The organism is Bradyrhizobium sp. sBnM-33 (assembly GCF_032917945.1).
Lineage (GTDB): Bacteria > Pseudomonadota > Alphaproteobacteria > Rhizobiales > Xanthobacteraceae > Bradyrhizobium.
The window spans coordinates 220680-246559 of record NZ_CP136624.1 but is presented as its reverse complement, the minus strand read 5'-3'; the positions used below and the strand labels follow the sequence as shown (position 1 = coordinate 246559).

The 25880-nt window shown below is 62.2% G+C and carries 25 protein-coding genes and 1 tRNA gene; 17 read left to right on the top strand and 9 right to left on the bottom strand.

The genetic code is table 11. The features are described from left to right. Window positions 1-3: 3 nt before the first annotated feature. Window positions 4-669, bottom strand: coding sequence for a glutathione S-transferase family protein (locus tag RX328_RS01180; protein ID WP_213250647.1), 666 nt, complete (start codon window positions 667-669; stop codon window positions 4-6). Between the two features lie 151 nt (window positions 670-820). Between RX328_RS01180 and RX328_RS01175 the strand changes: the two genes are divergently transcribed. The 3 genes from RX328_RS01175 (at window position 821) to panE (ending at window position 3233) form a co-directional block, all read left to right on the top strand. Then, window positions 821-1429: a DUF2239 family protein gene (locus RX328_RS01175; RefSeq protein WP_213250644.1), complete on the top strand. Its 609-nt coding sequence runs from the start codon at window positions 821-823 to the stop codon at window positions 1427-1429. Window positions 1430-1563: 134 nt separating this feature from the next. Further along, entirely contained in the window at window positions 1564-2169 is a 606-nt protein-coding gene (locus RX328_RS01170; RefSeq protein WP_312017986.1) for a 2-hydroxychromene-2-carboxylate isomerase, read from the top strand. Window positions 2170-2312: 143 nt separating this feature from the next. Continuing rightward, a complete protein-coding gene (panE, locus tag RX328_RS01165; protein ID WP_213250639.1) occupies window positions 2313-3233 on the top strand; it encodes a 2-dehydropantoate 2-reductase in 921 nt (306 codons plus the stop codon). A gap of 138 nt (window positions 3234-3371) precedes the next feature. Here panE and RX328_RS01160 read toward each other — a convergent pair whose 3' ends face one another. Together RX328_RS01160 and RX328_RS01155 are read right to left on the bottom strand one after the other, a co-directional pair. Then, entirely contained in the window at window positions 3372-3953 is a 582-nt protein-coding gene (locus RX328_RS01160) for a c-type cytochrome (RefSeq protein ID WP_213250637.1), read from the bottom strand. Between the two features lie 89 nt (window positions 3954-4042). Beyond that, the gene (locus tag RX328_RS01155; RefSeq protein WP_213250635.1) at window positions 4043-5305 is read right to left on the bottom strand and encodes a PQQ-dependent sugar dehydrogenase; all 1263 of its coding nucleotides are present in this window, start codon (window positions 5303-5305) and stop codon (window positions 4043-4045) included. A gap of 436 nt (window positions 5306-5741) precedes the next feature. Between RX328_RS01155 and RX328_RS01150 the strand changes: the two genes are divergently transcribed. Then, window positions 5742-8381 (top strand): DUF2235 domain-containing protein, encoded by a 2640-nt coding sequence (locus RX328_RS01150; protein WP_213250632.1) that lies wholly within the window; start codon window positions 5742-5744, stop codon window positions 8379-8381. Window positions 8382-8479: 98 nt separating this feature from the next. Here the strand turns inward: RX328_RS01150 and RX328_RS01145 are convergent. Then, a tRNA-Gly gene (locus RX328_RS01145) sits at window positions 8480-8554 on the bottom strand. Between the two features lie 464 nt (window positions 8555-9018). Between RX328_RS01145 and trxA the strand changes: the two genes are divergently transcribed. Both trxA and RX328_RS01135 read left to right on the top strand, forming a co-directional pair. Then, entirely contained in the window at window positions 9019-9942 is a 924-nt protein-coding gene (gene trxA, locus RX328_RS01140; RefSeq protein WP_213250629.1) for a thioredoxin, read from the top strand. A gap of 75 nt (window positions 9943-10017) precedes the next feature. Continuing rightward, the gene (locus RX328_RS01135) at window positions 10018-10692 is read left to right on the top strand and encodes an LON peptidase substrate-binding domain-containing protein (protein WP_213250626.1); all 675 of its coding nucleotides are present in this window, start codon (window positions 10018-10020) and stop codon (window positions 10690-10692) included. Window positions 10693-10696: 4 nt separating this feature from the next. Here the strand turns inward: RX328_RS01135 and RX328_RS01130 are convergent, their stop codons facing one another. Continuing rightward, window positions 10697-11047, bottom strand: coding sequence for a hypothetical protein (locus RX328_RS01130; RefSeq protein ID WP_213250623.1), 351 nt, complete (start codon window positions 11045-11047; stop codon window positions 10697-10699). Window positions 11048-11136: 89 nt separating this feature from the next. On the opposite strand from RX328_RS01130, the gene RX328_RS01125 reads away from it, so the two are divergent. Together RX328_RS01125 and RX328_RS01120 are read left to right on the top strand one after the other, a co-directional pair. Next, window positions 11137-11673, top strand: a complete 537-nt coding sequence (locus RX328_RS01125; protein ID WP_213250620.1) for a TetR/AcrR family transcriptional regulator — start codon at window positions 11137-11139, stop codon at window positions 11671-11673. Between the two features lie 49 nt (window positions 11674-11722). Next, complete coding sequence (locus RX328_RS01120) at window positions 11723-11920, top strand: Trm112 family protein (protein ID WP_213250617.1); 198 nt, start codon at window positions 11723-11725, stop codon at window positions 11918-11920. Between the two features lie 106 nt (window positions 11921-12026). Here RX328_RS01120 and RX328_RS01115 read toward each other — a convergent pair whose 3' ends face one another. Further along, window positions 12027-13244, bottom strand: coding sequence for a ubiquinone biosynthesis hydroxylase (locus RX328_RS01115; protein ID WP_213250614.1), 1218 nt, complete (start codon window positions 13242-13244; stop codon window positions 12027-12029). 212 nt (window positions 13245-13456) lie between these two features. Between RX328_RS01115 and tesB the strand changes: the two genes are divergently transcribed. Then, window positions 13457-14317, top strand: a complete 861-nt coding sequence (gene tesB / locus RX328_RS01110; RefSeq protein ID WP_213250612.1) for an acyl-CoA thioesterase II — start codon at window positions 13457-13459, stop codon at window positions 14315-14317. Window positions 14318-14330: 13 nt separating this feature from the next. Here the strand turns inward: tesB and RX328_RS01105 are convergent, their stop codons facing one another. Beyond that, on the bottom strand, window positions 14331-15218 hold the full coding sequence (locus RX328_RS01105; RefSeq protein WP_213250609.1) for a DUF4339 domain-containing protein: 888 nt from the start codon (window positions 15216-15218) through the stop codon (window positions 14331-14333). Window positions 15219-15468: 250 nt separating this feature from the next. Here RX328_RS01105 and RX328_RS01100 point away from each other — a divergent pair, with 250 nt between their 5' ends. From RX328_RS01100 to RX328_RS01085, 4 genes are all read left to right on the top strand, one after another. Further along, complete coding sequence (locus tag RX328_RS01100) at window positions 15469-15807, top strand: P-II family nitrogen regulator (protein WP_108520132.1); 339 nt, start codon at window positions 15469-15471, stop codon at window positions 15805-15807. 91 nt (window positions 15808-15898) lie between these two features. Beyond that, the gene (locus tag RX328_RS01095; protein WP_213250606.1) at window positions 15899-17206 is read left to right on the top strand and encodes an ammonium transporter; all 1308 of its coding nucleotides are present in this window, start codon (window positions 15899-15901) and stop codon (window positions 17204-17206) included. Window positions 17207-17512: 306 nt separating this feature from the next. After that, a complete protein-coding gene (locus tag RX328_RS01090; RefSeq protein WP_008142813.1) occupies window positions 17513-17851 on the top strand; it encodes a P-II family nitrogen regulator in 339 nt (112 codons plus the stop codon). Between the two features lie 38 nt (window positions 17852-17889). Continuing rightward, entirely contained in the window at window positions 17890-19332 is a 1443-nt protein-coding gene (locus tag RX328_RS01085; protein ID WP_213250604.1) for an ammonium transporter, read from the top strand. Window positions 19333-19502: 170 nt separating this feature from the next. Here RX328_RS01085 and RX328_RS01080 read toward each other — a convergent pair whose 3' ends face one another. Together RX328_RS01080 and RX328_RS01075 are read right to left on the bottom strand one after the other, a co-directional pair. After that, complete coding sequence (locus RX328_RS01080; RefSeq protein WP_213250602.1) at window positions 19503-19913, bottom strand: type II toxin-antitoxin system VapC family toxin; 411 nt, start codon at window positions 19911-19913, stop codon at window positions 19503-19505. Continuing rightward, the gene (locus RX328_RS01075) at window positions 19910-20146 is read right to left on the bottom strand and encodes an AbrB/MazE/SpoVT family DNA-binding domain-containing protein (RefSeq protein ID WP_213250600.1); all 237 of its coding nucleotides are present in this window, start codon (window positions 20144-20146) and stop codon (window positions 19910-19912) included. Before RX328_RS01075 ends, RX328_RS01080 begins: the two co-directional genes overlap by 4 nt. A gap of 176 nt (window positions 20147-20322) precedes the next feature. On the opposite strand from RX328_RS01075, the gene RX328_RS01070 reads away from it, so the two are divergent. The 4 genes from RX328_RS01070 to RX328_RS01055 all read left to right on the top strand — a co-directional run bounded on the left by RX328_RS01070 (window position 20323) and on the right by RX328_RS01055 (window position 25879). Continuing rightward, on the top strand, window positions 20323-21549 hold the full coding sequence (locus RX328_RS01070; protein WP_213250598.1) for an aminotransferase class I/II-fold pyridoxal phosphate-dependent enzyme: 1227 nt from the start codon (window positions 20323-20325) through the stop codon (window positions 21547-21549). Window positions 21550-21562: 13 nt separating this feature from the next. Next, window positions 21563-24004 carry a DNA translocase FtsK gene (locus RX328_RS01065; RefSeq protein ID WP_213250596.1) on the top strand — a complete coding sequence of 814 codons (2442 nt, stop codon included), beginning with the start codon at window positions 21563-21565 and terminating at the stop codon, window positions 24002-24004. 119 nt (window positions 24005-24123) lie between these two features. Next, entirely contained in the window at window positions 24124-24930 is an 807-nt protein-coding gene (locus RX328_RS01060; RefSeq protein ID WP_213250593.1) for an outer membrane lipoprotein carrier protein LolA, read from the top strand. A 133-nt stretch (window positions 24931-25063) separates the two neighbouring features. Beyond that, window positions 25064-25879 carry an exodeoxyribonuclease III gene (locus tag RX328_RS01055; protein ID WP_213250590.1) on the top strand — a complete coding sequence of 272 codons (816 nt, stop codon included), beginning with the start codon at window positions 25064-25066 and terminating at the stop codon, window positions 25877-25879. Window position 25880: the final 1 nt, after the last annotated feature.

The following is a 25880-nucleotide window of genomic DNA, read 5'->3' as shown; positions in this document are numbered from 1 at the left end:
CGGTCAGCGCCCAACCACATACGGCCCGCCCTTCTCGAGGGCGCGCGCATAGGCCGGCCGCGCGTGGATGCGTTCGAGAAACGCCATCGCTTTGGGATGGCCCTGCTCCAGCCCGCCGCGCGCCGCGGCGGCTTCCAGGGGAAAGCTCATCTGGATATCGGCGGCGGTGAATTCGTTACCCGCGAACCATTCGCTCTTACCGAGCTCGCTCTCCCAATAATCCATGTGCTGCTTGAGTTGCGGATTGACCAGGGTGGTCAGCGCCGTATTGGAGACCTTGCGCACCAGCGGCCGCAGCAGCGCGGGCGCGCGCTTCGGCATCAGCGTGAACAGCAGCTTCAGAAGCAGCGGCGACATCGCGGAGCCTTCCGCATAGTGCAGCCAATAGGTGTAGCGCAGCCGCTCCGGCGTGTTCGGCGGCGGGATCAGCCGGCCGTTGCCATAGGTGCCGACGATGTATTCGCAGATCGCGCCGGATTCGGCGATCGTATTGCCCTTGTCGGTAATAACGGGCGATTTGCCGAGCGGGTGAATGGCGCGCAGTTCCTTCGGCGCGCGCATGTCCGGCTGGCGCTGATACCGGACGATCTCGTAAGCGACGCCGAGCTCTTCGAGAAGCCAGAGCACGCGCTGGGAGCGCGAGTTGTTGAGATGATGAACCGTCAGCATGGCGTCCCCCCAAGGTTGGCGTGGCGTTGGTGCCAGCCGGGGAATGGAAAGTCGAGATGGGCTTGAGCCAAGTCTCCATATTTACCCGGGCGATATTGACACGGTTAATCTACCCGGGTAAATATGCCGTAGAAAATCCAGAGTACCTCGAATGGCCGACACGTCCCGCCCCCTGTTCACAGCCTTCATCGGCCCGCAACGCCTGGCAGCCGGCCCGCTCGCCGAAGTCGCGCTGGCGGTCATGCAGGCTTCCCGCAGGCCTGCGGTGCTGCCGATCATCATATTCAGCGACGCGACTGGCCAGCCGATCGATCTCGACCTTCGCGGGACCGAGGGCGACGTTATTGCCCGCCTGCCGCAACCGGCCTCGCCTCCGGATGTCGAAGCCGATGAGGCTGCGGCGACTGAGCCGCGCGGACGGGGGCGGCCCAAGCTCGGCGTGGTCGCGCGCGAGGTGACGCTGTTGCCGCGCCATTGGGAATGGCTCGGGGCGCAGCCCGGCGGAGCGTCGGTCGCGCTGCGCAAGCTCGTCGACGAGGCGCGCCGCGCCAATGGCGATGCGGATCGCGCCCGCGCGGCAAGGGACGCCGCCGATCGCTTCATGTCCGTGATGGCCGGCAATCTCGCCGGCTTCGAGGAAGCCTCGCGGGCGTTGTTCGCCGACGACCGGCGGCGCTTCGTCGCTCTCGTCGCCGGCTGGCCCGACGATATCCGCGACCACGTCGTCAAGCTCGCCTTCAGCGATCGCGCCGAGCCATAGGCGCGATCGGCCTTCAGCCGAAACTTCCAACACCTCTCGCCTGCCCCGCCTTCCAGAATATTACGATCATCATGATACTGTGGACGCGCCGACTGCCTTGCGCCACAATGCGCCAAAACATCCAAGGAGACGCCGTGAGCTCAAATCCGCAATTCCTGTTCGATTTCGGCAGCCCTAACGCCTTCCTCGCCCATGAAGCGATCCCGGCGATCGAAAAGCGCACCGGCGTGAAGTTCGAATACGTCCCGATCCTGCTCGGCGGCATCTTCAAGGCCACCAACAACAAGTCGCCCGCCGAAACGCTCGCCGGCATCAAGAACAAGCGCGAATTCCACGCGCTGGAAACCGAGCGCTTCGTGAAGCGCTTTGGGGTCAAGCCCTACGTCTGGAACCCGTTCTTCCCGGTCAATACGCTGAACCTGATGCGCGCGGCGGTGGCGGCCCAGTTCGAGGGCGTGTTCGAGAAATATGTAGATGCTGCCTTCCACCACATGTGGGTCGAGCCAAAGAAGATGGATGACCCCGAGGTCGCGGCCAAGGCGCTGGCCTCGTCCGGGCTCGATGCCGCCAGGCTGCTGGCGCGATCGCAGGATGCGGATGTAAAGGCCAAACTGATCGAGAATACGCAAGACGCGGTCGAGCGTGGCGCGTTCGGCTCGCCGACGTTCTTCGTCGGCAAGGAAATCTTCTTCGGCAAGGAGCAGCTTCGCGAAGTCGAGGAAATGATTTCGGGTAAATAGCCGCCCCGATCAGACCACATGGTAGGCGAATGGTGAGTGGCGAATAGCGAATAGTTGGGAGTAGATTGCAGCCGGCATCTTCCTACTCGCCGTTGGCTACTCGCAATTTGCCCATTCCAAAATCAAAAAAGGAAAGTTGATCCATGCGTATTCTCGTGGTCGGCGCCGGCGCCATCGGCGGCTATTTCGGCGGCAGGCTGCTTCAGGCAGGAAACGACGTGACGTTCCTGGTGCGGCCGAAGCGCGCTTCCGAGCTCGCAAGCGCAGGTCTTGTCATCAGGAGTCCCGCCGGCGACGTGACGCTCAACAGCCCGCCGACCGTGCAGGCCGACAAGCTCACCGAGGCATTCGAGGTTGTGCTGTTGAGCTGCAAGGCCTTCGACCTGGAAGATGCGATCAAGTCTTTTGCTCCTGCGGTCGGGCCGCAAACCGCAATCATCCCGCTGCTCAACGGCATGCTGCACCTCAAGGTGCTGGACAAGAAATTCGGCGCCGACCGCGTGCTCGGCGGTCTCTGCGCGATCGCGGTGACGCTCAACGAGGCCCGCGAAGTGGTCCAGCTCGCGCCGCTGCAGTCGCTCAATTTCGGCGAGCGCGACGGCTCGATGTCCGAGCGGGTGCGTGCGATTGCAAAAGTGTTCGAAAGCGGCAAATTCGGTGCCGTGGCCAGCGAACACATCATGCAGGACATGTGGGAGAAGTGGGTTTTCCTCGCTTCGCTGGCGGCCTCGACCTGCCTGATGCGCGCCTCGGTCGGCAACATCCTGGCGGTCGCCGGCGGCAAGGATTTTCTGCTCGGCATGCTCGATGAATGCAGCGCGATTGCAAAGGCGTCGGGCTACGAGCCGAGCGGACCATTCTTCCAGCGCACCAGCGGCTTGTTGACCACCGAGGGCTCGCCGATGACCGCCTCGATGTTCCGCGACATCAAGGCGGGACTGCCGGTGGAGGCCGATCATGTGATCGGCGATCTCGTCGCGCGCGCCGACGCGGCGAAGATCCCGGTGCCGAAGCTGCGCATCGCCTATACGCATCTGAAGGCATATGAGAAGCAGCGGGGCTAGTTGGACCCGTAGCCCGGATGAAGCGCAGCGTAATCCGGGGACGTTCGTTCGCGTTGTTCGAGTTAACCCGGGTTGCGCGGAGCCTGTCATCGGGCGCGCATTCGCGCGACCCGTTGGCTCCACCCGGGCTACGCCGCGTCAGAGATACGCGAGATAGTGCGCGAGCGCCTCGATCTCTTCCTCGCTGAGGGAATAGGCGACATCCGTCATCGCAGCCATCGCGCCGCCGGATCGCTCTCCTGATTTGTACTCGCGAAGCGCCTTTACCAGATATTCCTCGCGCTGGCCGGCGACGCGGGCGACCCCCTTGGTGCCGGCGTAGCTATCGGTGTGGCACGAGGCGCAGCGCCGGCCGGCGGCCGCCTGCGCGCCCTTTTTGGAGAGATCGGGGTTTTCGTCAGGCTTGGGCGCTTTCGGGGGTTCGAGCGAAGCGTAGTAGGCGCCGAGGTTGCGAATATCCTCATTGCTGAGCTGTTCGACGATCGGCTGCATCTGCTCGTTCTTGCGAGTGCCGGCACGAAAGAACACGAGCTGCCACTGGATGAATTGATCAGGCTGCGCCGCCAGCGAGGGAATGTTCTCGATCTGCGAAATGCCGCCCTCGCCATGACAGCCGACGCACAGCTCGGCTTTCGCCTTGCCGGCGGCGATATCGGCGGCGTGGGCGAGCGGCACGCAAATCATGAGCGCCAGCAGCGACCCCATCAATGCACTTCGCATTTTCAACTACTCTCCGCCCTGTGCATCAAACAACAAAGGCTGCGGCCACCCGTTCCCCGGGCAAACCGCAGCCTCGGCCACGTCAAATCCTACTTCTTGGTGTAGCTGATGCGATAGATCGCACCGGCCCAATCGTCGGACACCAGGATCGAGCCGTCCTTGTCCAGCAAGATATCGTTCGGACGGCCGAGATAGCCCTGGTCGCCTTCGAGCCAACCGGAGGCAAAGAGTTCCTGCTTGGCGTTCTTGCCGTCGGCATCGACGATGACGCGCTTGATCCGTGCGCCCTGATACTTATGCCGATTCCAGGAGCCGTGTTCGGCGATCAGAATATTGTTCTTGTACTCGGCCGGGAATTGATCGCCGGTATAGAACTTCATGCCGAGCGGCGCGACGTGCGCACCCAGATTTACCACGGGCGGCGTGAATTCCGAACACTTGTGACCCATCGCGAATTTCGGGTCCGGCATATCACCCTGGTGGCAATAGGGATAGCCGAAATGCTCGCCGATCCTGGAGATCATGTTGAGCTTGTCGCTCGGCATGTCGTCACTGATCCAGTCACGGGCGTTCTCCGTAAACCAGTATCGCCCGCTGCGTGGATCGATGTCGCCGCCGACGCTGTTCCGGACGCCGAGCGCCCAGATCTCGGCATTGCCGGTCTTGGGATCGACGCGGCGGATCTGCGAAAGGCTGGTCGGCGGAATGCCGATGTTGAAGGGAGGTCCGAACGGCAGATAGAACCAGCCATCCTTGTCGACGGTGATGTATTTCCAACCGTGGGCGATGTAGGACGGCATGTCGTCATACACCACCTTGCCGGCGCCGAGGTTGTCGAGATTGGCCTCGGCATTTTCATATTTGATCAGCTTGTCGACCGCGATGACGTAGAGCGCGCCGTCGAGAAAGGCGAGGCCGGTCGGCATCTTGAGGCCCTTGAGAATGGTCTTGACCTCTTTCTTGCCGCCATTGTCCTTGATCGCATAGACATTGCCGAGGTCGAACGAGCCGACGAACAGCGTGCCCTTGTCGCCCCAGGCCATCTGCCGCGCTGACAATACATTTGATGCATAGACTTCGATCTTGAAGCCGTCCGGCAGCTTGATCTTCTTCATCATGGCCGCCAATTCCGCGTCCGAGGCGCCGGTCGGCGGCCCCGACGGCGGAGCGAGACCCTTTTGCTCCTCGGTCTCATCACCGAGGAACCAGTCCGGTGGCGGGTTAGTCCAGAAATCCTTGGTGCCGGACTCGTATTTCTTCAGGACCTTCTGTTGCGCGCTGGCCTGGCTGATCCCCGCGACAACGAGGATGGCTGCGAGCGCAAGAATAGATCGATTGAAAGCCGATTTCATCACGTCGCTCCCCTATGCAGCCTGGCGGCTGCGCCTGTTACTATTTTCAAAGTTCGAGAGGCGAATTTGGTCTGGTGAAGTAGGACAGACTGAAAAATGGTAGCACATCCGCTGCCCGAGAGAAGCGCGTGCGGCGCGGCTCTGTCCGACCAAGGCAAATTGTGAGACGGATTGCCAAGCCGCGCGTTCAATCCGCTTTTGCGCGCGCTGCATCGCAATATTCGTATTGAGCTTACGCGCCTCTCTGCTGCAAGACGCACGAGTGGGCGGCGTTCCACATCAAGTAATCGCGTGCATGTCGGCCCAAGTGACCTCGAGTGATAAACGAACAACGCAATTGTGGCCCATTTCATACGGGAGTGGATGAATCCGTGAGAGAATCCCGTCCTGACAAAATGTCTGTCTCCCCCTCCGCCGGGTTTGAGCGAGCGTCCGTATGGCCAACAAGCGGATCATCCTGCTCTCGGACGGCACCGGCAATTCCGCCGGCAAGGTCTGGCGCACCAATGTCTGGCGCGTTTTCGAATCGCTGGACCTGACGAGTTCGCAACAGATTGCGTTCTACGACGACGGGGTCGGCACCTCCTCCTTCAAGCCGTTTGCGATCCTGGGCGGCGCCTTCGGTTTCGGGCTGAAGCGGAACGTGCTCGACATCTACAAATTTGCCTGCCGCAACTACCGCTCGCATCTGGACTATCTGGCGCTTGAGGCTGCCGCTGCGAAGGCCGAGGATCGCGAGGAGAGATACGGCCCCTGGCAGAGCGACGACATCTTTGCATTTGGATTCAGCCGGGGCGCCTTCACCATCCGCGTAGTCAACGGACTAATTTGCGAACAGGGCCTGGTGAAGTACCAGACCGAAGAAGAGCTTGATCGAAAGGCCGCCGCGGCCTACCGGGCGCACCGGGCAGAGACGTTCAAGTCGCAGTTTCAGGTCGAATGGGCATTTCGAAAGCTGCGCAACCTGTTCGTATCAGCCAAGCACGACAAGAACGAGCGCCCGGTCGATCACATCGGCTTTCTCGGGCTTTGGGATACTGTCGCCGCCTACGGCCTGCCCATCGACGAAATGACCCGCGGCGTCAGCCGCTATCTCTGGCCGCTCGAACTGCCGGACCGGCAGCTTCATCCGTTGGTGCGAAAGGCGTGTCACGCGCTTTCGCTCGACGATGAGCGCACCACGTTTCATCCGCTGCTGTGGGACGAGAGTCCGGAGACCGTTGTCACCGGCACCCGGAAGACCAGTTCGGAACGGATCACGCAGGTCTGGTTCGCCGGCGTGCATTCCAATGTCGGTGGCGGATATCCGGACGACTCGCTCGCCCATGTGTCGCTGACCTGGATGTTATCAGAGGCGCGCAGCCGCGGGCTGACCTTGAAGGCAGCGCCGGGAGCCGACCCCGACGCCTTTACGCGGGTGCGGTCGACCCAGGACAAGGACGGCCGCATCTACGATTCCCGCAACGGGCTCGGAGGTTACTACCGCTACGGGCCACGGAGCGTAGCCGCGCTGTCGGATACGAAATTCTCAGACGACAAGCGCGATTGCGTGAAGATCGCAATGCCGAAGATCCATGAAAGCGTATTCGACCGGATCTCCGTCGATGCGCATCTCTATGCACCGGTCTCACTGCCGCCGGTCTATGAAATATTGACTTACGACGAGAGGATCGTCGCCCCCGACAAGCTGACCGTTCCGTCGGGCAGACCGAAATATGAGAGCCTGGCCACCGCTCGTCAGCGTGAGTTGACCCAGGAGCACGTCGTCGGAAGTTCGATCTGGCGGCGACGCATCATCTATTTCCTGACCGTCATCGCGTCGCTCTATTTGCTGACCTATCCGCTTACATCCACCGCGCCGGCCGCCGCCGAATTCACCACGCCGTTGCGGCCGCTCTCCGACCTCATTCGGATGGTCGGGCTCGCCTTGCCGGGCGCGGCCTCACGCTGGATCAATGCCTATGCGAGGGAGCCGCTCTGGTTTGTGCTGTGCGCCAGCCTTGTCGCACTGCTGCTATGGTTGAGCGCCAGCCTTAAGGACCGCATCACCGACCAGATGCGCCGCGCGTGGCGGGTGAGCCTTGCAAAAGTCGACCTGCACCGCGGCGAATCCAAACCCAGGTTCGGCCTGAGCACATCGCAAATGGTCGTGCTGGCTGGCCTGCTTGTTGTCGCGCTCTATCCGCTACCGGGCTGGACCGGCTACAGCTTGCCAAAGCTGTCTGCCTCGCCGCAGACCTTCATCGACCGGATAACCCATCCCTATTTCCAGTTCTTCGCCGTTGCCATCCTGGTCACCATGTTGCTCCGCGACAGGACAATCGCGCGCTTCAGACTGAAGGACGCCTACCGGCGACTGCTCACCAACATCAAACTCAAGGTCGCGCCAGCATTCTTTGCGGTTTTCTTCCTGGTCGGCGGCATGGCTTTCGCCAGCCACTATCTTTTCAACATCCGCGACAGCCTTGGCCACGTCTGCCAGCCAGCGGAAAAGCCAATCACGCTAGAGGTGTGCGACCCCGACGATATGAAGCTGTGCAAGCGGGCGTCTGACGGAAGCTTCCCTAGCACCTGCACGTCGGCGGCGTGCCGCGGGATCGATCTCGCCGCATTCAATACCGCCAACCTCTGCACGCCCGCGGGCGTCATGCTCGAGAGACGCGGACATTATCAGTTCATCCTGGAGAAAGATGGCGACTGGTCGTTTCTCGGCACGCCTTCGGGCCCGGGTGGAATGCCGCTGCGCGCATTCCTTCCCAACTGGAAGAAGGACGGTGTGACCGATCCGACCGTTCCACTGGGCCGATTCGCTTTACTGGCGGCAGCTTATCCGCTCAAGCGAACGCTCGACCGGCCCTTTGGCCACGTTATCCTGCGCTACGGCGAGACCGGCAATGAGGAGAACTTCATCGATGGCGAGCCGACGAACGGCCGTATCGAAGAGAAATTCAGGGCGACCCGGGACGGGCAATTGTTCGTCTATCTGAACCAGCCGGTCAGCGGCATCTTCCCAGGCCTGTTTGGCGGGGTGAACTCAGGCAAGGCCAGGATCTGGGTCTACCGCATTCCGAGGTGAGCCTGCCGAGGGCGCATCCGGTTTGCCCCGCACCGCAAACGAACGGCCGCCAAATGGCGGCTGTCGTTGGGATCCAGTGTTTGCCGATTTTAGAAATCTGGAGCGGGCGAAGGGGCTCGAACCCTCGACCCCGACCTTGGCAAGGTCGTGCTCTACCACTGAGCTACACCCGCATCCGAGATGGCGGCGATCGCTCGCCGTCAACGGCAGACCTATGCCAAATGCGGGCTGCGAATGCAACAGTCCGCACACGGTCCGAAGCTTTTCCGGATAATCCGATTTCTTTAACAATAGGCTCGAATCCGTCCGAAACAACGCCAAAATGGAATTTGTCGGCCTTCGGGCCATCGCCGGGAACCAGAAATCATCTGTCGGCGCGCGATCGCCCGGTTCGCGGCGGCTGGCCCTCCGCCCGACCAGCCGTTTCAGAACGCCGGCCGGAGCGGACGCACCCCTTCATTCCTACATGTTCCACGGTCGGCATAGTTGGCAGAGAGCGGCAAAGTCGGAACCAATTGATTTTTGCGGCCAAGCCGCCATCTAGCGAACGAGAACTTGGGTCCGGACCGTGCTAGAAACCAGCCGGACCCGCAGCCGATATTCTGCGTTCCTTTTCGAGACACCAGGCGAGGATACCGTGACGATAGTTGAGCAGGGCGGCGGCCCGGCGCCGCAGGCAGCACCCGATCTGATCAAGGAGACGACCACCCAGACCTTCGTGAAGGATGTCATCGAGGAATCGAAGCGGCAGCCGGTGCTGATCGACTTCTGGGCGCCTTGGTGCGGTCCCTGCCGTCAGCTCACACCGGTGCTGGAAAAGGCGGTTCGGGCCGCCAAGGGTAAGGTCAAACTGGTCAAGATGAATATCGACGAGCATCCGGCCATTCCGGGCCAGATGGGCATTCAGTCGATCCCGGCGGTGATCGCTTTCGTGGGCGGCCAACCCGCCGATGGTTTCATGGGCGCCGTGCCGGAGAGCCAGGTCAACGCCTTCATCGACAAACTCACCAAGGGTATGACGGCGCCGGGCGAACCCAACATCGCGGAAATCCTGCAAGAGGCCGAGGCTGTGCTGGCGGAAGGCGACCCTGCCGCCGCAGCCCAGATCTATGCCGAGGTGCTCGGCTTCGATGCCACCAATATCGCGGCGCTCGCGGGACTGGCGAAGTGCTACGTGACGACGGGTGCGGTCGAACAGGCCAAGCAGACCCTTGCGATGGTGCCGGAATCGAAGCGCAATGATGCCGCCGTCAAGGCGGTGCAGGCCTCGATCGACCTTGCCGAGCAGGCGCGGTCGGTCGGCCCGGTGACCGAGCTCGAACAAAAGGTCGCCGCAAACCCGCTCGACCATCAGGCGCGATTCGACCTGGCGACCGCGCTCAATGCGCTCGGCAAGCGCACGGAGGCAACCAACCAGTTGCTGGAAATCGTCAAGCGCGACCGCAAGTGGAACGACGACGGCGCGCGCAAGCAGCTCGTGCAGTTCTTCGAGGCGTGGGGCGGCGCTGACGAAGCAACTGTCGAGGGACGCAAGCGGTTGTCGACGATCCTTTTCTCGTAGGGCTACTCCACACGCGTGGACCATGGTTTTGTGAAGAGAACACACGCCAAGCCAACGAACTGACCGGGACTGCAGATGCCGATCAATGCCGAATACCGCGGACCCGGCGAGCTTCCCGAAATCATTCCGGTGTTTCCGTTGCCGGGCGCGCTGTTGCTGCCGCGCGGCCAGATGCCGCTCAATATTTTCGAGCCACGCTATCTGGCGATGGTGGATGACGCGCTACGCGACGGCTACCGGCTGATCGGGATGATCCAGCCGGACATTTCCCACACCATAGACGAGGCCAGGCCGGCGCTGTTCCAAGTCGGTTGCGTCGGCCGCATTACCCAGCTCGCCGAATCCGGCGACGGCCGTTACATCCTTGAATTGACCGGGGTCGCCCGCTTCAAGGTAGTCGAGGAAATCGCAGCACTGACTTCGTACCGGCAATGCAAGGTGGATTTCTTCCCCTATGCTGACGATTTCGTCGCGCGCAAAGGCGAGGAGGAAGTCGACCGCACGGCGCTGCTCGACGTGCTGAACGATTTTCTCACGGCCAACAATCTGAAGGTGGATTGGGAAGGTATCGAGAGCGCGCCGAACGAGGCGCTGGTCAACGCGCTCGCGATGATGTCGCCCTATGGTCCGGCGGAGAAGCAGGCGATGCTGGAGGCGCCCGACCTGAAAACCCGCGCCGAGATCCTGATCGCGGTGACCGAAATGGACCTCGCCAAGAAGCGCACCAGCGGCGACACAGGGCTGCAGTAACCCTCTAGTACCCCGCCACCGCGAGCACGACGACGGCGCCAAGGGCTTTCCAGCCGAAGCCGCGGCCGCGCGACCACCACGCATTGGCGGCGGCGGCAAAAGCGTAGACCGCGACGATCGTTGCGACGATCCAATGCCGCGCGCTCTCCGATCCAAACGAGGGCGCGGCAATCAGCAGTACGCCGCCGCCGATCCAGGCCACCGTACCCGCCTGCCATACCAGGCGGATGAGGGTGCGCAGGCTTTCGGGCTGAATGGTCGCCCTGGCGAACACCTTGGTTTCCCCGAGCACGCCGTGAATCAAGGCCACCGCTATGCCGGCAACGCCGGCGCATTGCAGAATGAGATCGCGCATCGATAACGTCTCCATACAGCACTGTATGGTTATGCGGCGCATTCTGGTGCTTGTCAATACAGTGGTGTATGGTGTTCGCGGAACCCGGCATGAGCGATCAACTATCGGCAAACGACTGGCTCGATCAGGGCCTGAAGACGTTGGCGACCCATGGCTTCACGGCGCTGAAAGCGGAACCTTTGGCCAAGACGATGGGAGTGTCGCGCGGCAGCTTCTATTGGCATTTCGCCGATATCGGCGCGTTCCATGCCGCCGTCCTGGCGCGTTGGCATGAGGTCGCGGCCGAGCAGATCATCGCCGATGTCGAGGCGACCTCGAAGGACGAGAACCCGCTCGCGCTGCTGCTGCGCCGCGTGTTCGGCGAACGGCTGATGCTGGAACGGGCGGTCCGCACCTGGGCGAGCGTCGATCCCGCCGCCCGCGCCGCCGTGCAGGCGATCGACCGGCGCCGGCTCGGCTATGTCGAAGGTCTTCTGATGCAATCCGGATTGTCGACGGATGTGGCCCGCGCCCGGGCGCAAATCCTGTATTGGGCATTTCTCGGCTTTGCGCTGTCGGATCAGCCATTGCCGAAGGCACGACAACAGGCCGTGGTCGACGAATTGGTACGGATGTCAGCGTCATGACACCTCGCGATTTGGTATGCTAAGGACTACGCCTATCTGGAGACAGCAAATGACAGCCCCGCCCGAACGCCTCGACGGCACCGTCGATCCAAAGTTGCTGGAGATCCTGGTCTGTCCGGTGACCAAGGGTCCGCTCGAATTCGATTCGAGCCGGCAGGAATTGATTTCGCGTTCCGCCAAGCTCGCCTATCCGATCCGCGACGGCATCCCGATCATGCTGCCGGAAGAGGCGCGGAAGATCGAGTGATAGCAGACGTCTCCGTAGCCCGGATGGAGCGTAGCGCAATCCGGGGTCTTTCAACTCGCGCGTTCCCGGATTTCGCTTCGCTGCATGCGGGCTACGACAAGAGAAACTACAGCGCCTCGCCCTTCAACAGCCGCGGCACCTCGCCCGACAATCCCGCCGCCTGGCGGATGAACAAATTCTTCAGCGGCGGCGCGCGATCGACGAGGCCGAGGCCGATATCGCGCACGGTGCGCAACAGCGTCGATTCGTTCGAGAACAGAAAATTCAGCGAGTTGGTCGCAACTCCCATCGCCATGGTGTCGAACCGCCGCCAGCGCTGGTAGCGGTCGAGGACATCGGCCTGCCCGGGATCAATGCCGAGCCGCGCCGCGTCGACCACGACTTCGGCCAGCGCCGCGACGTCCTTCAGGCCCATGTTGAGCCCCTGCCCCGCGATCGGATGAATCACATGCGCGGCGTCGCCGACCAGCGCTAGCCGCTCGGCGACGAATGAGCGCGCGACGAAATAGCCGAGCGGAAACGCGCGCGGCTTGTCGAGCGCCTTGATCTCGCCGAGATGCAACCCGAAGCGCTTCTCGAGCTCATCGTGGAATTCGGCTTCGCCAAGCGCGGTGATGCGCGTGGCTTCGCTTCGGGTCTCGGTCCACACCAGCGACGAGCGCTTTCCGCTCAGCGGCAGGATCGCGAACGGACCCGCCGGAAGAAAATGCTCTTCGGCGCGGCCGTGATGATCCCGCTCATGGCCGACAGTGACGACGATGCCGGATTGATCGTAGTCCCAGCCATGGGTGGCAATGCCGGCGCGCTCGCGCAGTCTTGAGCGCGCGCCGTCGGCGGCGACCAGCAGGCTTGCCTCGATGACAGCGCCGTCGGCGAGCGTCACCGTGACGCCATCGGAACGTGAATCGTAGGTCGAAACGGCGGTAGCCTGGAGATCGATGCCTTCGGCCTCGGCGCGCTCTACCAGCGCATCGATCAGCCGGCGATTGTCGACCATGTGGGCAAACGGCTCGCCGGGCTCGACATCTCCGGCAAACGTCAGGAACACCGGGCGCGTCGCGTCATCCAACCTGGAATCGGTGACGACCATGTCGAGGATGGCTTGCGAATCCGACACCTGATTCCAGACGCCGAGCGTCTCGAAAAGCCGCCGGCAGGCGGCCACAATGGCGGTCGCGCGTGGATCGCGGCTCGGCCGCACCCCGAGTGCGGGATCGGCGACGACGACGGGAATCTCCGCGCCAAGGCCCTGGCGGAGCGCCAGCGCCAGCGCCAGCCCTGCAAAGGCGCCGCCGCAGATGACAATACTTCGCTGTGTCGCCATGCGATCCGTACCTGGTTACGCCCTCAGACCAGACTTGCTACCTGATAATAGCTGGGCGAAACAGGGCCGAGAAACAAGGTCCTTAACCAGACCGTCATTCCGGGACGCGCGCTAGCGCGAACCCGGAATCCAGAGGTTTGGCACGGGATTCCGGGTTCGCCTCTTCGAGGCGCCCCGGAATGACGGCGCCTCCACGAATTGAAAGCACCACCATGTCCAAAGGCCTGATTGACCTGATTTCCATTCTCGATCTGGAGCCGCTCGAGGTGAACCTGTTCCGCGGCAACAGCCCGAAGACCAGCTGGCAGCGGGTGTTCGGCGGACAGGTGATCGGGCAGGCCATGGTCGCGGCATGTCGCACTGTCGAAGGCCGCCTGCCGCATTCCATCCATTGCTATTTCATCCTGCCCGGCGATCCGCAGATTCCGATCATCTACGAGGTCGAGCGGCTGCGCGACGGCAAGAGCTACTCGACAAGGCGCGTCACCGCGATCCAGCACGGCAATGCGATCTTTTCCATCATGGTTTCTTTTCATGCCGAGGAGGAAGGTGAGTTCAATCATCAGGACAAGATGCCTGATGTGCCGCCCCCGGAGAAACTCACGGCGGAGGAAGTGGCAAAACAGCCGATGTTCCGGGAGATGCCGGAATTCATCCGCCGCTATTACGAATCCGACCGGCCGATCGAACTGCGTCCGGTCGAGCTCGGCCGCTATTTCGGCCAGAAGATCGACGACGGGCGCATCCATGTCTGGATCCGCACCGCGGCCAAGTTGCCCGACGATCCGGCTCTGCACATGTGCGCACTGGCCTATGCATCGGACTTCTCGCTGCTCGACGCAGTGATGGCGCGCTACGGCCGTACGCTGTTTGACAAGCGCATGATGCCGGCGAGCCTCGACCACGCGATGTGGTTTCACCGGCCGTTCCGCGCCGACGAATGGTTGCTCTACGCGCAGGATTCGCCGAGCGCGCAGGACGGCCGCGGATTGACCCGCGGCCTGATCTTCAAGCCGGACGGCACACTGGTGGCGTCGGTCGCCCAGGAAGGCTCGGTGCGCCAGCGCAAGTGAGGGGGCGGGCGCGTTAGGCGTTCGCCAGCGTTCCGCGCTCGGCCAGCGCGAATTGCGACGCGTACCAGCGCGCGTACCAGGCCAACATCCACGGGATCGGAATGATAAAGATGCAGGCGATCACAAACACGAGGGTTCGCCACAACACTTCCAGTCCGGACGCGGTGAAGATGACCTCGCGATGCGTGCCGTCGATGTTGCGGCCGATCCAGCGCATCCAAGCCGTGACCACCCAGGCCCAGCCGACGATGGTAATGAAGGACACATACAACAGGACATGCCAGCCGACATAGCCCAACGCGCTGCCGTTGAAGGCGATCGGAAGTGGCTGGCCGTTGGAGCTCAGATTCGAAGCAACCCAGCGAATGACCATCCAGGACAGCACGGCCTGTATCGGAATCGAGAGGTATTGCAGGTAATAGAGGTCGGCCGAGCCCACATAGGTCAGAATGCCGATCGCAATGAAGACGTACCAGATGTCGAGCGGCTGGCCGTCGAAGGCGACGTTTGGTCGGCCCGGCACGTAAAGCCGGGAAAAGATCCAGCGATAGAACCATGTCGCAACCCAAGGCGCCGGAATCACCAGCACCATGCCGATGATGAACACAAGGCTGCGCCCGAGGAGCTCCCACAGGCCGACATCGATCGACAGCGCACCGCCGCCGTAACCTCCACCTGCAGCCTTAGCTGGGCCACCGGGTTGCGCGAAAGAGGGCGGGCCTGATCCGCCGGGGATCATCCCCGGAATTTCTCCTGCCCGCTGCCAGCCCGACATTCCCTCGGTCCAGACCAGCGTATCCGCCCCGACCATGCCGCGGGTAATGAGGTCACGAAGCTGGCCCTCCGGATAAGGGCCCTGTTGCTGGCCGTTGGCTGCATAAAACCACGATCGGTTCGACATTTTATTTCCTTGAGCCGTGGAAAATGGAGGTAGCCGGCGGGCGGCTGGGGGTGAAACCGCATTTTGGCGGACGGTACAGGTGCCTGTACAGTGATCGAGGTCACCAGCTCGAAATGTTTTCCCCTTCTACCTGCAACTTTTTTGTGCCATTTGCCCAGAAAGATGCCAGATTTGCGTCGGCGGTCCGCCGTCGGGGCACACAGCCTGTCGCGTGCTCAAGAAAATACCCCAGAGAAATGAAGGCCTGACCATGAAGCTCGTCGTCGCGATCATCAAACCTTTCAAGCTTGACGAGGTACGTCAGGCGCTGACGGCCATCGGCGTCCACGGCATGACGGTGACGGAGGTCAAGGGCTACGGCCGCCAGAAGGGCCACACCGAAATCTATCGCGGCGCCGAATATGTCGTGAACTTCCTGCCCAAGCTCCGAATTGAAATCGCGGTCGCCTCGGATGTTGCGGAGAAGGCGGTCGAGGTCATTACCGCGAACGCGCGTACCGGGCAGATCGGCGACGGCAAGATCTTCGTCACGCCGATCGATCATGCGCTGAGAATCCGCACCGGCGAGACCGATAGCGACGCGCTCTGAGACATCACGGAATTGAAGGCGCGGCAGCAACGAAGCTGAACGCGCGAAGCCAAGAAACGGCAACGAAACGACAACAGGCCGGGGGAATTTTATGGGGGCAGCATCGTATCGTGCAGCAGGCAATGCTGCGCTCATTACTCTTGCGGCGAGCTTCGCAGTCATCACGCCGGCGCAAGCCGAGACGTCCAGCATCAGTGCCGCCGACACCGCGTGGATGATCGTCGCCACCGCGCTGGTGCTGATGATGACGATACCGGGCCTGGCGCTGTTCTATTCCGGCATGGTGCGCAAGAAGAACGTGCTGGCGACCATGGCGCAGAGCCTCGCCGCCGTCGCGATCATCTCGATTCTCTGGGTGGCCTTCGGCTACTCGCTCGCCTTCGTCGGCGACGGCGCCTGGATCGGCACGCTCGATCGCTGGTTTCTGATCGGCATGACGATGGAAAGCGTCAATCCGGCGGCGAAGACGATTCCGGAAGCGCTTTTCATGCTGTACCAGATGACGTTTGCGATCATCACGGTGGCGCTGGTGGCGGGCGCGGTGGCCGACCGGATGCGTTTCTCGGCCTATCTCCTGTTCTCTGTCGGCTGGTTCATGTTCGTCTATGTGCCGCTTGCGCACTGGGTATGGGGCGGCGGTTTCCTTGCCACCATGGGCGTGCTGGATTTCGCCGGCGGCCTCGTCGTGCATCTTTCCGCCGGTGTTGGCGGACTGGTTGCCGCGACGGTAATTGGCCGGCGTCACGGCTATGGCAGCGAGAATCTCGCGCCGTTTGATCTGTCGCTGGCCGTGATCGGCACCGGATTGTTGTGGGTTGGCTGGTTCGGCTTCAACGGCGGCTCGGCGCTGGCCGCGAATTCGCGTGCGGTCATGGCGATCACCGCGACCCATCTGGCCGCCTGTGCCGGCGCGCTGACATGGGGAGCGATCGAATGGGCGACGCGGCGCAAACCGTCGGTACTCGGCATGATATCGGGCGCGATTGCGGGCCTCGGCACAATCACGCCAGCCTCCGGATTCGTTGCGCCGTGGCATGGCGTCTTGATCGGCGTCGTCGCGGGAACCCTCTGCTTCTGGGCCTGCACGTGGCTCAAGCAGCGCCTCAAGTATGACGACTCGCTCGACGTGTTCGGCGTTCACGGCATTGGCGGATTGACCGGCACATTGCTCGCCGGGGTCTTCGCGGTGAACGCGATCGGGGGCACTGCCGGCCTGATCGAGGGCAATGCTCAGCAGGTACTGACCCAGCTTTATGGCGTCGCGGTTACCCTCGTCTGGTCTGGCGGCATTACCTTTCTCCTGCTCAAGCTAGTGGGCGTGTTCGCGCCCCTGCGGGTATCGTTGCAGCAGGAGCTGGAAGGCCTCGACATCTCGCAGCACGGCGAAGCCCTGCAATAGGCCACCCACCTTATTACCGTTTTCTTGCCCTGCTACTGAGCACGATTGCGCCGGCAGTCGGGCCCTGCTCATGATTTGAGCAGGCCTGACTAAGCTTTGGGCGCGACGGAATGGCGCAGGAAGGTGCAATTCCCGCAAACGGCGAAAAGGTCCGGATTCATAATCTGTTAGGGCACGATCGCGATCTGGCACGGCATTTGATTCTATTGGTCCCGGCTGTGCCCGCGTAGTGAACATCTCCGCGTGGTGAACCTCAGTCGAGAACGCCCGGTCCGCTGACCCGGGCCCAAGCGGGGACCAAGACCCATGAAAATTGTTATGGCGATCATCAAGCCATTCAAACTCGAAGAAGTCCGGGACGCCCTGACCGCCATTGGCGTTCACGGTCTCACGGTGACGGAAGTCAAAGGTTATGGCCGCCAGAAGGGCCATACGGAAATCTATCGTGGCGCCGAATACGCCGTGAGCTTCCTGCCCAAGATCAAGATCGAGGTCGCGGTCGCTTCGGACCAGGTCGACAAAACCATCGACGCCATCACATCGGCCGCCAAAACCGGACAGATCGGCGACGGCAAGATCTTCGTCATCAACCTCGACCACGCGGTCCGCATCCGCACCGGCGAGGCAGATGCCGCGGCCCTCTGATTTCGCGCACAAACCTTACCACTTAGGAGTAAATTCAAATGACGTTCAAACGTCCCCATGGCGCGGGACTGGCGGCCCTCGCAGTCGGCCTGTTCGCCGCGACCGCTGCTTACGCCGAGCCAACCGTCAACAAGGGTGACAACGCCTGGATGCTGACGTCGACAGTGCTGGTGCTGTTGATGACGATCCCCGGCCTCGCTCTGTTCTACGGCGGTCTCGTCCGTTCCAAGAACATGCTCTCGGTACTGATGCAGGTTTTCTATACCGTCTGCATCGTCGTCCTGCTCTGGGCGCTCTACGGCTACAGCCTCGCCTTCACCGGCGGTTCCGACTTCATCGGCGGCTTCTCGAAGGCCTTCCTGATGGGCGTGACGACCGATTCGAAAGCGGCGACCTTCAGTGTCGACGCCAACATCTCCGAGCTTATCTATATCTGCTTCCAGATGACGTTCGCGGCAATCACCCCCGCCCTCATCGTCGGCGCCTTCGCCGAACGCATGAAGTTCGCCGCGATTGCCCTGTTTGTTCCGCTCTGGGTCACACTGATCTACCTCCCGATCGCACACATGGTTTGGTATTGGCCGGGACCGGACTTGATCACGGACGCAGCCAAGGCGCTTGCCGCAGCGACTGACGGTGCGGCGAAGACCGCGGCGCAGGCCAAGCTCGACGAGATCAACGCCGATGCCGGCTGGATCTTCAAGAAGGGCGCGATCGACTTTGCCGGTGGCACCGTGGTGCACATCAATGCCGGTATCGCCGGTCTGGTCGGTGCGCTCCTGATCGGCAAGCGCGTCGGCTACGGCAAGGAGCTGATGGCTCCGCACTCGCTGACCATGACCATGATCGGCGCTTCGCTGCTCTGGGTCGGCTGGTTCGGCTTTAACGCCGGATCGAACCTCGAAGCCTCTGGCGGCGCCGCACTTGCCATGACCAACTCCTTCGTTGCGACCGCAGCGGCGGCGATGGCCTGGATGTTCGCGGAATGGATCGTCAAAGGCCACCCTTCCGTGCTCGGCGCGTTGTCGGGCGCGGTGGCGGGTCTCGTGGCGGTCACGCCTGCGGCCGGCTTTGCTGGTCCGATGGGCGCGATCGTGCTCGGTCTCGTGGTCGGCGTCGTCTGCCTGTTCTTCTGCACGGTGGTGAAGAACTCGCTCGGCTATGACGACTCGCTCGACGTGTTCGGGGTCCACTGCGTCGGTGGCATCGTCGGCGCGCTCGGCACCGGCATCCTGGTGAATCCGGCGCTTGGCGGCACCGGCGTCATGGATTACGTCGCCGGCAAGATCGCCGACTACGACTTCGTCGCCCAGATGACCTCGCAGCTGTGGGGCGTCTGCACCACGCTGGTGTGGTCGGGCATCGGCTCGGCAATCCTGTTCAAGGTCGTCGATGTGATCGTCGGGCTGCGCGTCAACGTCGAGACCGAGCGTGAAGGCCTCGACGTCACCGAGCACACCGAGCGCGCCTACAACATGTAAGTTCTCCCGGGGTGCGATCCTTCCAGGGTCGCATCCACAACTCCGGTTCGGGCACATACCCGGCAATGCCCTGACCGTTGAGGGGCTCCAGCGCAAGTTGGAGCCCCTTTCTTTTTGTGCTCGCCTCGCCCGAAAAGTGCTTGCTGCCCGGGGGCGGTCGGACGCTGGGGCTATTGTTCGCGTTCTGGTGTGATCAGCTCGAGCGTGGGGAAATAGGTTCGGTAGCGCTTTGCATCGCGTGTCAGAAGCGGTAGCTGTTCGACAGCGGCGTGAGCGCCAATGAAGAAATCCGCCAGCACGCCAGTACGAAGCCCCCCGGCGCTGCGGTACCGCAGGTAAGCTTTGCCAGCGAGAAAGAGAGCGGCGCGCGGGATCGTCGCCAAGTCGATGTCCAAATTGCGGAGCATCGCGTCCACGCCTTCGACCGTCGCGTACCGTGTCGATATCTCGGAATAGATGACGTCATTGATGACAAGCGGCCCGGAGGAAGCTGCTTGTTCGAGCTGTTCTTGCGCCCAGTCCGCCCATACCTCACCGTCGGTGATGACATCCAGGAGGACATTCGAATCGACGAGCGTCATTCCGGTTCGCCACGCAAGAGAGCCATCAACTCATCGGTCGTCATGCCCGGCCCAGCCGACCCGCGCGCCTTGGCAAACCTGCTGGGCGGCCGAGGCCCATCGGCTTTCTCGATCACCACGCCGCCATCGGCACTACGACGGAAATCGATCTGACTGCCGGGCTGAATGCCCAAATAGTCGCGGACTCGTTTCGGAATCGTCACTTGGCCCTTGCTCGTAACCGTCGTTGCCATGGGAACCTCCTCTGGCCTTGGTAATACCTAGTGAAAATATGGTAATACTCCGCAAATTGTCCAGACCAGCCGATGGTTAATCGCGTCTTAACCTCGCCGTATCTATGGTGGTTTGATGGGTTTCCGGGGCTCGCTTGAGTCCCTTTGACCGTTTTGAAAGTGCTGGCGTTTCAGACATGGCAATGACCGCCTCTTCCGGCGTGGCGCAAGGCGCCGGCAGTGCAACTCCTGCCGGTCAGGCCGAACGCTCGCCGTTTTTGCGCACAACCGAGCTGCTGGCGCCTTACCAGCCGGCCAAGCCATTGATCACGCTCTCATTAGGCGAGCCGCAGCACCCGGTTCCGGACTTCGTCGGGCCGGTGCTGGCGAAACACATTGCAGAGTTCGGCCGCTATCCATTGGCTAAGGGCATCGAGCCGTTCCGGCGCGCCGCCGCCAACTGGCTTTCGACCCGGTTCCAACTCCCTCGCCCGATCGACCCCGAGAGTGAAATCCTGGTGCTGAACGGCAGCCGGGAGGGGCTGTTTTTCGCGGCGATCACGGCCGCCCGTTATGTTGGCCCGCGCAAGGGCAGGCCCGCGATCCTGATGCCCAACCCGTTCTATCCGGCCTATGGCGCAGGCGCCCGCGCCGCAGGCTGCGAATTGGTCTACCTTCCGACCACGCTCGCCAACGGATTCCTGCCGGATCTCGACACGCTCGACGAGGCGACACTGGCCCGAACCGTTGCGATGTTCATTGCCTCGCCCGCCAACCCGCAAGGCGCGGTCGCTTCGCGCGACTACTTCACGCGGCTGAAGAAGCTTGCCGATGCCTACGGCTTCATGATCCTGAGCGACGAGTGCTATTCGGAAATCTACACCAGGCAGGCGCCGGGCAGCGCACTCGAATGCGCCGGGCCCGACTTTGCCAATGTCGTTGTGTTCCAGTCGCTGTCGAAGCGCTCCAATCTTCCCGGCATGCGCGTCGGCTTTGCCGCCGGGGATAACAAGTTCCTCGCCGCCTTCCATGAGTTTCGCAACGTCGCGGCGCCGCAAGTGCCGGTGCCGCTGCAACACGTCGCGGTCGCCGCCTATAGCGACGAGACGCATGTCGAAGAAAATCGTCGCCTGTATCGCATCAAATTCGATCTTGCCGACCAGATTCTCGGCAGCCGCTACGGCTATGTCCGGCCGGCCGGCGGATTCTGCGTCTGGCTCGATGTATCCGAACGCGGTGGCGATGAGGCGGCGGCGGTGAAACTCTATCGGGATGCGGGTGTCCGTGTGATCCCCGGAAGTTATTTGTCGCGTCTGCAGAATGACGGCTTCAATCCCGGCGCGGGCTACATCCGCCTGGCGCTGGTCTCCGATAGTGAATCAACGGCCGAGGCATTGCACCGGCTGGTCGAAACTCTGGATTAATCGCAGGGCCTTAATGAGCATGCCAGCGATCGAACGTGTCATTCCCCTGGTCGGTCATCTGCCGGTCTCGATCCGCGAGGCCTTGGCGCGGCGGCTGCGCGAGCTTGCCGGCCTCAGCCTGATCGCGCTGTCCGGCGTGGCGGCAGCCGCGCTGATGACGTGGTCGGTGCAGGACCCGAGCCTGAGCCACGCGACGTCGCGTCCGATCCGCAATGTTCTCGGTTATCCCGGCGCGATCGGCGCCGATCTGTTGATGCAGATTCTCGGGCTCGGCGCGATCATGCTGATCCTCCCCGTCGCAGTGTGGGGCTGGCGCATGCTGACGCACCGCACCTTCGACCGCGAAGCGTTGCGCCTTGGGTGCTGGATTCTCTGCACGGTGATCGCGGCAGGCTTTGCAAGTTGCTGGCCGCATGGCGGGGCGTGGGCGCTGCCGACCGGCCTTGGCGGCGTCGTCGGCGACGCGCTGGTGCGTGCGCCCGCCGTCGTGTTCGGCCCGGCCGGCTTCACCTATCGTCTTGTGCTCGGCATCATCCTGTTTGCGGCGATGGCTGCGGCCTTTCTGTTTGCCAGCGGCTGGGGCTCGCGCCCGAAAGAGGAAGAGCTGACGCCGATCGAGGACGACGACGCGCCCTTTGTTGAAGAAGAGGATCGCAGTTCGGTATCGCTCGGATGGGTGTACCATGCCCTGATGAGCGCAAAGGCTCGGCTCGTATGGCTGATGGGCACGGCCTACCGGTCGCTGGTGTCGAGTTCGCCGCCGCCTCGCAAGTCCTCCTTCGAACGTCAGGAACCGAGCCTCGGCGGCCGTGCCGCACCGGCATTGGCCCCGCAGCAAGAGGAATTCGAGGAAGAAGAGGAAGAGGAGGACGAGGAAGTGCCGGCCGCGCGCGCTCCGCGCAAGAAGCCGGCACCGCGCGCAGCGGCGAAGAAATCCGACAAGTTCGAACTCCCTTCAGTCTCGATGCTGACGGCGCCGAAGGCGTCGGACCGGCAGCCGCTCAGCAAGGCCGAACTGGAGGCCAATTCGCGCGCGCTGGAAGGCGTGCTCGGCGATTTCGGCGTCCGCGGCGAGATCGTGAAGGCCAATCCCGGCCCGGTCGTGACGCTGTACGAACTCGAACCGGCGCCCGGCATCAAATCCTCGCGCGTCATCGGTCTTGCCGACGACATCGCCCGCTCGATGAGTGCGCTCTCGGCGCGCGTCGCCGTGGTTGCCGGCCGCAATGCCATCGGCATCGAGCTGCCGAATGCGCATCGTGAAAAAGTTTATCTGCGCGAATTGCTGACCACAAAGGACAGCAACGAGTCGACGGTGAAGTTGCCGCTCTGTCTCGGAAAAAACATCGGCGGCGAATCCATCATCATCGATCTGGCGCGTACGCCGCATATGCTGATCGCGGGCACCACCGGCTCCGGCAAATCAGTCGCCATCAACACCATGATTCTGAGCCTGGTCTATCGCCTGAGGCCGGATCAGTGCCGCCTGATCATGGTCGATCCCAAGATGCTCGAGCTCTCCGTCTATGACGGCATCCCGCATTTGCTGACGCCGGTCGTGACCGATCCGAAGAAGGCGGTGGTGGCGCTAAAATGGGCGGTGCGCGAGATGGAGGAGCGCTACAAGAAAATGGCCAAACTCGGTGTGCGTAACATTGACGGCTATAACCAGCGCCTTGTGGAAGCCAAGGCCAAGGGCGAGGAGCTGACGCGCACGGTGCATACCGGCTTCGACAAGGAAACCGGCAAGGCAATCTACGAGGAAGAAAAGCTCGAACTTGAGCCGCTGCCCTATATCGTCATCATCGTCGACGAAATGGCCGACCTGATGATGGTGGCCGGCAAGGACATCGAAGGCGCGGTGCAGCGCCTGGCGCAGATGGCGCGCGCCGCCGGCCTGCACGTCATTCTCGCGACGCAGCGTCCATCGGTCGACGTCATTACCGGCACCATCAAGGCTAACTTCCCGACCCGCATCGCATTCCAGGTCACGTCGAAGATCGACAGCCGCACTATTCTCGGCGAGATGGGCGCCGAGCAACTGCTCGGTCAGGGCGACATGCTCTATATGGCCGGCGGCGGTCGCATCAGCCGCGTGCATGGACCATTCGCTTCAGACGAAGAAGTCGAGAAGGTCGTGCGTCACCTCAAGACGCAAGGCGCGCCCGAGTATCTGGAAGCGGTGACTGCGGAGGAGCCGAGCGAGGAAGACGGCGCGGTATTCGATTCCACCGGTATGGGCGGCGATGGTGGCGGCGACCTGTTCGCGCAGGCGGTAGCGATCGTCAAGCGCGACCGCAAGGCCTCCACGTCCTATATTCAGCGCCGGCTGCAAATCGGCTACAACCGCGCCGCCTCGCTGATGGAACGAATGGAACAGGAAGGCATCGTTGGCCAAGCGAATCACGCCGGCAAACGCGAAATTCTGGTCGAGGAGGAAGAGGGCGGATTCTAAAGCGATGAAGATGGATTCGGCGCAACGATTTCACGGAAAAACGATATCTCCTTTGGTCGAAAGCGCGATAAACTGGCCGGCAGCGGGATGCCTCGTCGAATAGAGATCCGAAATATCTGATGACACAACAACCCACCCATCGCGGGCTGCGCTCCGGACTGGCCCTTTTGATCGCCACATCCATCGCCGGCTTCGCGACATCGGCTCTCTCGCAGACTGTGCCGGTTCCAAAGCCCGCGCCCAAGGCCCGCGACGGCAATGTGCAGATGAGCGCACAGGAAAAAGCGCCGATGACCACCGGCGCGACCCAGGCGCCGCCGAATCCGGTGCTTCCGGACCCGCGCCGCAATGTCCCGGCCAATGTTTTTGCAACCTTCGATGCCAACCAGAAGGCGCAGGCTGCGCGGGTGAGTTCATATCTATCGTCGCTGCAGACGCTGGTCGGAAATTTCGTCCAAGTCGGTCCTGACGGCAGCAGGACCAAGGGCGATTTCTACATCCAGAAGCCGGGCAAGGTACGTTTCGAATATGACGACCCGAGTCCCATCGCGATTATCGCCGATGGCTCGTCGCTGGCCGTGCGCGATCGCAGGCTCGCGACCCAGGACATCTACCCGCTGTCGCAAACGCCGCTGCGTTTCCTGCTGTCGGACCGGATCGATCTGTTGAAGGACACCAATGTCGTCAACGTCACGGCGGATGACGTTTACATCAGCGTCACCATCGAGGAGAAGCAGGCCCTGATCGGCACCAGCCGGCTGATGCTGATGGTTGGGGTCAAGGACGGCCAGCTCAAGCAATGGACGGTAACCGATCCGCAGGGCTACGACACCACGGTTGCGGTCTATAATCTGGACTCGTCCAAGAAGGTCGATCCCGGCCTGTTCAAAATCGACTTCACCAACTACACCACTCCGGCGAACTGAGCGGCGCGCTCTCATTCTTTCATTAGGATGCATGGGTGGGCACGGCGCAAATGCGCCTTTGTCCATCCTACGAAATTCCACCTGTGGACAAAGCGCGCGACGTCGTCATGAACCGTGGTAAGACACGGCTCTCATGCGTTTTTCCCTGACGACGTGGAATATCAATTCGGTGCGCCTGCGCATCGATATCGTCGCCAAATTCCTCAAATCGGCGCGACCGGATGTGCTGTGCCTGCAGGAAACCAAATGTATCGACGATGCTTTTCCGCTGAAGCGGTTCAAGCGTCTTGGCTACGAGCATGTCGCGCTGAACGGGCAGAAGGGCTATCACGGCGTCGCCATCGTCTCGAAACTGCCCTTCGACACCACCGACATCAGAACCTTCTGCGAAAAGATCGATTCGCGTCACATCTCGGTGGCGTTCGGCGAGAAGGCCCAGCTTACAAAGCCGCTGGTGCTGCACAATTTCTACGTTCCAGCCGGCGGCGACATTCCCGATCCCGTTCTCAATCCGAAATTCGATCACAAGCTGAAATTTCTCGACGAGATGAAGGCCTGCGAACCGCTGCATCCGCGCGGTGACGACCGGCATATCCTGGTCGGCGATCTCAACGTTGCACCACATGAAAACGACGTGTGGTCGCACAAGCAGCTTCTAAAGGTCGTCTCGCACACGCCGATCGAATGCGAAAAGCTCCTGGCCGCGCAGGCCCATGGCGAATGGTTCGACGTCGCTCGCGAGCGGATCCCGCTTTCCGAAAAAGTCTATACGTGGTGGAGCTACCGCGCTGCCGATTGGACCGTCGGCGATCGTGGCCGTCGGCTGGACCACATCTGGGTCTCGCGCGCACTGAAGGACGCTGTCAGCGATTTCAAGATTACCCGCGATGCGCGCGGCTGGGAGCGTCCATCGGACCACGTGCCGGTCACGGTGACGCTGGAGGTGTAGC

Excerpts from the sequence above, each read along its gene's own strand:
- RX328_RS01180 (WP_213250647.1), bottom strand. The coding sequence starts at position 669 with ATGCTGACGGTTCATCATCTCAACAACTCGCGCTCCCAGCGCGTGCTC.
- RX328_RS01175 (WP_213250644.1), top strand. The coding sequence starts at position 821 with ATGGCCGACACGTCCCGCCCCCTGTTCACAGCCTTCATCGGCCCGCAA.
- panE (WP_213250639.1), top strand. The coding sequence starts at position 2,313 with ATGCGTATTCTCGTGGTCGGCGCCGGCGCCATCGGCGGCTATTTCGGC.
- RX328_RS01160 (WP_213250637.1), bottom strand. The coding sequence starts at position 3,953 with ATGCGAAGTGCATTGATGGGGTCGCTGCTGGCGCTCATGATTTGCGTG.
- RX328_RS01155 (WP_213250635.1), bottom strand. The coding sequence starts at position 5,305 with ATGAAATCGGCTTTCAATCGATCTATTCTTGCGCTCGCAGCCATCCTC.
- RX328_RS01150 (WP_213250632.1), top strand. The coding sequence starts at position 5,742 with ATGGCCAACAAGCGGATCATCCTGCTCTCGGACGGCACCGGCAATTCC.
- RX328_RS01135 (WP_213250626.1), top strand. The coding sequence starts at position 10,018 with ATGCCGATCAATGCCGAATACCGCGGACCCGGCGAGCTTCCCGAAATC.
- RX328_RS01130 (WP_213250623.1), bottom strand. The coding sequence starts at position 11,047 with ATGCGCGATCTCATTCTGCAATGCGCCGGCGTTGCCGGCATAGCGGTG.
- RX328_RS01125 (WP_213250620.1), top strand. The coding sequence starts at position 11,137 with ATGAGCGATCAACTATCGGCAAACGACTGGCTCGATCAGGGCCTGAAG.
- RX328_RS01120 (WP_213250617.1), top strand. The coding sequence starts at position 11,723 with ATGACAGCCCCGCCCGAACGCCTCGACGGCACCGTCGATCCAAAGTTG.
- RX328_RS01115 (WP_213250614.1), bottom strand. The coding sequence starts at position 13,244 with ATGGCGACACAGCGAAGTATTGTCATCTGCGGCGGCGCCTTTGCAGGG.
- tesB (WP_213250612.1), top strand. The coding sequence starts at position 13,457 with ATGTCCAAAGGCCTGATTGACCTGATTTCCATTCTCGATCTGGAGCCG.
- RX328_RS01105 (WP_213250609.1), bottom strand. The coding sequence starts at position 15,218 with ATGTCGAACCGATCGTGGTTTTATGCAGCCAACGGCCAGCAACAGGGC.
- RX328_RS01100 (WP_108520132.1), top strand. The coding sequence starts at position 15,469 with ATGAAGCTCGTCGTCGCGATCATCAAACCTTTCAAGCTTGACGAGGTA.
- RX328_RS01095 (WP_213250606.1), top strand. The coding sequence starts at position 15,899 with ATGGGGGCAGCATCGTATCGTGCAGCAGGCAATGCTGCGCTCATTACT.
- RX328_RS01090 (WP_008142813.1), top strand. The coding sequence starts at position 17,513 with ATGAAAATTGTTATGGCGATCATCAAGCCATTCAAACTCGAAGAAGTC.
- RX328_RS01085 (WP_213250604.1), top strand. The coding sequence starts at position 17,890 with ATGACGTTCAAACGTCCCCATGGCGCGGGACTGGCGGCCCTCGCAGTC.
- RX328_RS01080 (WP_213250602.1), bottom strand. The coding sequence starts at position 19,913 with ATGACGCTCGTCGATTCGAATGTCCTCCTGGATGTCATCACCGACGGT.
- RX328_RS01075 (WP_213250600.1), bottom strand. The coding sequence starts at position 20,146 with ATGGCAACGACGGTTACGAGCAAGGGCCAAGTGACGATTCCGAAACGA.
- RX328_RS01070 (WP_213250598.1), top strand. The coding sequence starts at position 20,323 with ATGGCAATGACCGCCTCTTCCGGCGTGGCGCAAGGCGCCGGCAGTGCA.
- RX328_RS01065 (WP_213250596.1), top strand. The coding sequence starts at position 21,563 with ATGAGCATGCCAGCGATCGAACGTGTCATTCCCCTGGTCGGTCATCTG.
- RX328_RS01060 (WP_213250593.1), top strand. The coding sequence starts at position 24,124 with ATGACACAACAACCCACCCATCGCGGGCTGCGCTCCGGACTGGCCCTT.
- RX328_RS01055 (WP_213250590.1), top strand. The coding sequence starts at position 25,064 with ATGCGTTTTTCCCTGACGACGTGGAATATCAATTCGGTGCGCCTGCGC.